The following is a 4,391-nucleotide window of genomic DNA, read 5'->3' as shown; positions in this document are numbered from 1 at the left end:
TTATCGACATTAATCACATCTAGATATCTAAAACCACCAACAATCTAGAATGAAAATCTAGATATACCTTTTATTTATGACATTTAGTAAAGCCAAATTCGTGGTGCAGACAAAGGGTTAATGCGAAGTCGAACAAAAAACAGTTACTTTACATTTCGATCAACGCAACGAAATAGTAACGTAACCTGAAAACCGCCTTCATCTAGGTTTTTCGCAACGGCCTTTCCTTTCATGATTCTCATAGACTCATTTACAATCGCTAAGCCAAGGCCATACCCCCCCGATGTCTTCTCTCTTGATGATTCAAGCCGAGTGAAAGGGTCAAAAACAGATTGTAAATGTTGTGACGGGATGCCAAGCCCATCATCTTCTACAAAGATGGCAACATTTTCATTCAACATATTAATTCTGATATTAATCGTCGCATTGTTGCCCGCATATTTAATTGCATTGCCTACAAGATTCTTCAGAACGCGTAGAACTAAACGATGATCTGCAACCCCATATGTCGAGGTGCCTTCAGTCTCAATAAAAGACAAGCTCTGGCCTGGTTTAATGACCTCTTGATGTTCTAATACTTGATGTCGACATAAACTCGCGAAATCGACAGGTAAAAGATTCACTTCATAACTCGCATTTTCTAATCGGCTATATTCTAAAATTTCCGATACAAGGTCATTCATCTCATTGGATTCACGTTCTAGCTTGGCAAGTATAAGTTGGCTTTCTTCTGGTAGCCTTCTTTTCAGCAGATGTAATGCGAGATCATGACGTGCCAAAGGTGTTTTTAATTCATGAGAAACATCTCGAATAAGGCGCTTTTGTTTTTCAACGAGAGCATCAATTCTTTGGGTCATGTGGTCAAAGCTATCCGCTAGTGCTGAAAATTCAGTTACTCGATTACCAACGGCATGGCTGACCCTTACGCTATAATCACCTTCAGCCAATTGCTGACTTGCTTCTTGAAGCTTTTTAAGTGGCATTTGTAAGTACTTCGCCAATAAAATCGAAAACACACCTAGTATCAGTACCGCAATAACGAATTTGATAAACAAAAAGTAGTAAGTAAAATACTTTGCAGGGTGATATTGATGAGGAAATTGAATAACAAGCTGATGCTCTGTGGCAAGTGGAATTGCAATAATTGGCTGGCTTACTTTATTGTCAAAGATCGTATCAATGCTACGTGCAAAGCTTATTTTAAACTCAAAGTGAGGGTGCATATCACGCCCACTAATTGCAACATTCTTATCGGTTATAACATAAAGTGTATAATCTTGGCCTCGCTCCCAATCAGCCAACTCATCCATGTCCCCCTCTTTAACCATAACTTCTGCCTGATAAGCTAACCCAAGCATTTCTGATTGAATTCTCTCAGGAATGTGCAGTAATGCTCTCACCATTGCAACTTCTGCTATGTTTTGAAGAATTAAAATTAAAAATAAACTCACAGCAAAATAAGAAAATAATTTAAACGTTAAACCATCCTTATCACCAAGTTCGAAAAACACTTTTATTTTATTAAAACCAATCATACCTATAACTATTATCAATAACTCTTTCTGCACACAGAGTAACACATGTCACGAACAAAAATGTGCTGCATCAATATAGTCCGATAAGAAGTCCTAAAAAGTAGTCAACTCAGACCCAATTCTCACTCTCATTGCTTTTTTTTGCAACTAAGTACTATTTTTCACTCACTAAACTACTTAAACTATGCATTGTGTCATATATTGTTTACTTCACTGCTTTATAAATAACGAGCTTCTTAGAGTCATCATAATGAGTAATATTAAAGAAGCCGTTTAATAATCAGTCAGTACGTAGTTATAAGCAAGGATGCGAAAGATGAAACGATGGGGTCTATTTTGGATGCTCTTAACCCTCACAGGTTGTAGCTCTGGAGTTAACGTTGAAATACCAGATGAGTATTACCAGTCCAGTTCAAAGAGCACTGGATACCTAGCAGGGAGCCTCGCTGTCACAACAGTATGGCCTTCAACAGGTGAAGGGCTGGAAACAACACTCTTTTTAAGAAAACAAGGAAAGAAAGAACCTATTATCTTAACAAACAGTACTGCGCCCTCTCATTATCAAACAAAAATTATTAAAGGGCACATCTTTTCCATTGAATTACCTACTGGGCGCTATGAGCTATACAGCATAAAATTCAGAGGCAGCAATGGCATAAAAAAAATCGACTCTAAAACCAATGATAACTTAAATATACATTTTACCATTGTAGACAATAACGTTACCTATATTGGCCAGTTCTTAACTTCAAGTCTTATCGCTAAAAGTCCCCTTTGGAACACCCAGTACCCAAGTGGACTTGGGATGGTTGAACATAGTAATGAGGGGCGCAGAGATAAGCCATTGCTAAATAAACATTACCCTAAATTGAAAGATTTGCCCTACTCTCAGGCTGCTATTGAAGGGATTAACAATAATAAAATTCTTGCAACGGCCATCGATTTATAAATCCATGAATGATTTAATCGGTCAGTATTATTTAACACATAAATAGACGGCAGCTTAATCGCTGCCGTTCAAGGGTAGAAGTAATGCTACTTCAATTGCACAGGTATACCTGTTTGCAGTAACAGAGCTGAATTTAATTTAGTCTTCGCACTTTCACTGCCAGAAACTGCAACGAGTAAATCATCATTTGCCTTAACCACTTTCGGATTACCCGATTGTTCATCACTCCGAGAAAGAGGCTCATGAACTTCCACAAAATGTGAGCCATCAGGTTCAACAGATTGCTTTAGCGGTTGATTAATGATCTTTACTTTTGTCCCTTTCGGTGTTTGTTCGAACAGCCATTCAATATCCCACGGGTTCATGCGTATACAACCAGAACTAACGCGCATGCCGATACCAAAATCTTTGTTCGTTCCATGGATCAAATACTGACCTCTACCGTACGAAAGACGCATTGCATATTCACCAAGCGGGTTTTCAGGCCCAGCGGGGACAACTGCAGGTAAGGTAATATCATGTTTTTCAAGATACTCTTTACGTATATTTGCCGTTGGAGTCCACGTTGGGTTTTCGATTTTCTGACTTACTTTGGTTGTCATTCGAGGCGTTTCCCTGCCTATTCGACCTATGCCTATCGGAAACACATACATTTTCTCGGTATTATCAGAGGGAAAGTAATATAAACGTAGCTCAGCAAGGTTAATGACAATACCTTCGCGTTTCACGTCTGGTAAAATCAACTGCATAGGAATAGTAAGCAAGGATCCTGGAGTGGGTAAAAATGGGTCCACACCACGATTGGCCCCCATCAAGGCCAACAAACCTACATCAAATTTATTGGCTATATCCAACAGGCTTTCGCCTTTATTAACTTGATAGTACTCCATAACCCCAACTATATTGCTGTCTGGGCTTGGACGTTGATACTCAACGGCTTTTACTGAAATAGATACAGTACAAAAAAGTATAAAGAGTATAAAACGGCTCACAGTAATGCCTCCATCTTCACATCTCCTAAATTATGGCAAACTCTACAACGATACATTCCATGTACTCAATAATTCTCTTTTTTGAGACTATTTAGATCGTACTTAGCACCAATTTAATTCAAAAAGCATTGTATAAAGAAATGTTGTAGCTAAAGTCATCATAGCGTCAACCTTTAACGTATCTATAAATAAAGCATTGTCAATGCAATACGGCGTTTGTTTCAATAATTTATGAAGGACAAAAAAGGAGATCAAAAAAGGAGGGCATCCCCTCCTTCTTTCTTTRCTTTCTAGACAACTTATTTAACGCGCTGTAGCGTACTTGAATCAGTATGCACTAAGGATTTACTGTAGATATTCAACCCTGTGCTCTGCGAATAAGTTAGCGTATCACCATCAATGTTCAAGTTCATTGTAAATGATGTCGTCGATGCGTTTTCAGTCATGAAGTTAGACTCAGCAATTCCTCTTTTTGCTGCAACGAAAGTCATATTGTTTCCGGCTGGGCTTTCTGCCGTTACACAAGTTGTGCGTGGGACACAAAATGAATTATAAACAAGCTGATTCTCTGCATCATAAATCAAGTAGCCACGCTGGTCATGGAACTTGGAGTCATCTTTCTTACGAAAAACTTCCTGCTTATAATACACCGCTACAAGATTTTGCTTACTCGCATTCGTTGCATCAGCAGCAAGCTCAAATGTCATTGTTTCATAAAACGGTGTAATAGCTGGAGTTCCTGCCTCCACGCCAGAATTTTCTTGTGCTGGTGCCATATCGACGCCTCCCATTCCACCAGAGGTCCATGAACCAACTAATTGAGCAAGTGGCCCAAAATCGACGCCATCGATGACATTGTGATCAGCCATTGCTGGCAGAGAGAGCGACATTGCGAAGGCTAACACGGTTAACTTT

The 4,391-nt window shown here is 39.0% G+C and carries 4 protein-coding genes; 1 reads left to right on the top strand and 3 read right to left on the bottom strand.

Annotated features, from left to right (window positions below; genetic code table 11):
- Nucleotides 1-143: 143 nt before the first annotated feature.
- Nucleotides 144-1,535 (bottom strand): HAMP domain-containing sensor histidine kinase, encoded by a 1,392-nt coding sequence (locus tag L4D09_RS28410; protein WP_428460896.1) that lies wholly within the window; start codon nucleotides 1,533-1,535, stop codon nucleotides 144-146.
- Nucleotides 1,536-1,851: 316 nt separating this feature from the next.
- On the opposite strand from L4D09_RS28410, the gene L4D09_RS28405 reads away from it, so the two are divergent.
- Entirely contained in the window at nucleotides 1,852-2,484 is a 633-nt protein-coding gene (locus L4D09_RS28405; RefSeq protein WP_428460894.1) for a hypothetical protein, read from the top strand.
- A gap of 86 nt (nucleotides 2,485-2,570) precedes the next feature.
- Here the strand turns inward: L4D09_RS28405 and L4D09_RS28400 are convergent, their stop codons facing one another.
- Nucleotides 2,571-3,476 carry a L,D-transpeptidase family protein gene (locus L4D09_RS28400; RefSeq protein ID WP_428460893.1) on the bottom strand — a complete coding sequence of 302 codons (906 nt, stop codon included), beginning with the start codon at nucleotides 3,474-3,476 and terminating at the stop codon, nucleotides 2,571-2,573.
- Nucleotides 3,477-3,775: 299 nt separating this feature from the next.
- Nucleotides 3,776-4,366, bottom strand: coding sequence for a heme-binding beta-barrel domain-containing protein (locus L4D09_RS28395; protein WP_428460895.1), 591 nt, complete (start codon nucleotides 4,364-4,366; stop codon nucleotides 3,776-3,778).
- Between the last annotated feature and the right edge of the window lie 25 nt (nucleotides 4,367-4,391).

It is taken from the genome of Photobacterium makurazakiensis, from assembly GCF_050336715.1.
Lineage (GTDB): Bacteria > Pseudomonadota > Gammaproteobacteria > Enterobacterales > Vibrionaceae > Photobacterium > Photobacterium makurazakiensis.
Note: the sequence above shows the minus strand (reverse complement) of the source record. Positions and strands in the feature narration are given on the sequence as shown.